Below are 1,177 nucleotides of genomic sequence, written 5' to 3'. Positions count from 1 at the left end.
GGGATGCTCTGCACGAATCACTTGTGAACGTGCCACGCCCGCCTGACAGGTAAAACCAGCCTCGACCAAGTCGCCAAGCTCAGTTCAAGCGCGTATCGAGCGTAATTCCCCCGGTTTGGCGGGCATTACGCCCCTTGCACGCGCACCTGTCCCAGGGCCTGCAACTTGTGCCTGACCATCCACAGGTTGCTCAGCGCAAACAGCGTGACGATCTGCGCCGTGTTCTTCTTCAGGCCGCGGTAGCGCACCTTCACATACCCGAACTGCTGCTTGATTATTCGAAACGGGTGTTCCACCTTGGCCCGGATGCTCGCCTTGATCTTCTCGTGCTGCTCGATCAACGCATCTACGGGCTTGTCCTTGTCCAGCGCCTGGCGCACGCTTCGTTTCATGGCCACATGCCAGCGCACCTCCTTCTTGGCGTCGCTGCGTTTGTCTACTCCCTGATAGCCCGCATCGCCGAAGGCGTCTGTCTCCTGCCCGTGCAGCAGGCTGTTGGCTTCAACCACATCGCTCACGTTGCCGCTGGTGCCCCGCACCGTGTGCACCAGGCCCGAGTCCGCATCCACCCCGATGTGCGCCTTCATGCCGAAGTACCACTGGTTGCCCTTCTTGCTTTGGTGCATCTCGGGGTCGCGCTCGCCGCTTTGGTTCTTGGTGGAACTGGGCGCGGCAATCAGCGTGGCATCTACCACGGTGCCGGCCTTCAGTTGCAGTCCCTTGGCCTGCAGCAGTGCATTGACCGTGGCCAGGATCTGATCGGCCAACTTGTGGCGCTCCAGCAGGTGACGAAAGCGCAGGATGCTCGACTCGCTGGGGATGTGTTCGTCCCAGTGGGACAGGCCCGCGAAGTCCCGAAAGGTTGGCACGTCGTGCAAGGCTTCTTCCATGGCGGGGTCACTGAGTTTGAACCACTGCTGCATGAAGTGGATGCGCAGCATCGTCTGCACCGCAAACGGCTGCTGACCCCGGCGCCCGCTCTCGGGAGCGTAGGGCTCTATCAGCGACACCAGTTCCGCCCAGGGCACCACCAGTTCCATGGCATCGAGGAATTCGCGCTTGCGTGTCCGCTTGGTGGTGTTGCTCAGGCCCAGGCTGCTTTGCTTCATGCTTGTATTGTCTGGGCTTCAGGCATGGTCAAGCACATCGCAGACGGATTCGTGCAGAGCATCCCTAA

General features: G+C 61.0%; 1 protein-coding gene. It reads right to left on the bottom strand.

Annotated elements, in window-relative coordinates; genetic code table 11:
• Window positions 1-125: 125 nt before the first annotated feature.
• Window positions 126-1,109, bottom strand: coding sequence for an IS5 family transposase (locus tag ACDELDRAFT_RS22765; RefSeq protein ID WP_005801452.1), 984 nt, complete (start codon window positions 1,107-1,109; stop codon window positions 126-128).
• Window positions 1,110-1,177: the final 68 nt, after the last annotated feature.

This window comes from Acidovorax delafieldii 2AN, from assembly GCF_000175235.1.
GTDB classification, from domain to species: domain Bacteria; phylum Pseudomonadota; class Gammaproteobacteria; order Burkholderiales; family Burkholderiaceae_C; genus Acidovorax; species Acidovorax delafieldii_B.
The sequence above is the reverse complement of the archived record's forward strand: the minus strand, read 5'-3'. Positions and strand labels throughout refer to the sequence as shown.

Excerpts from the sequence above, each read along its gene's own strand:
- ACDELDRAFT_RS22765 (WP_005801452.1), bottom strand. The coding sequence starts at position 1,109 with ATGAAGCAAAGCAGCCTGGGCCTGAGCAACACCACCAAGCGGACACGC.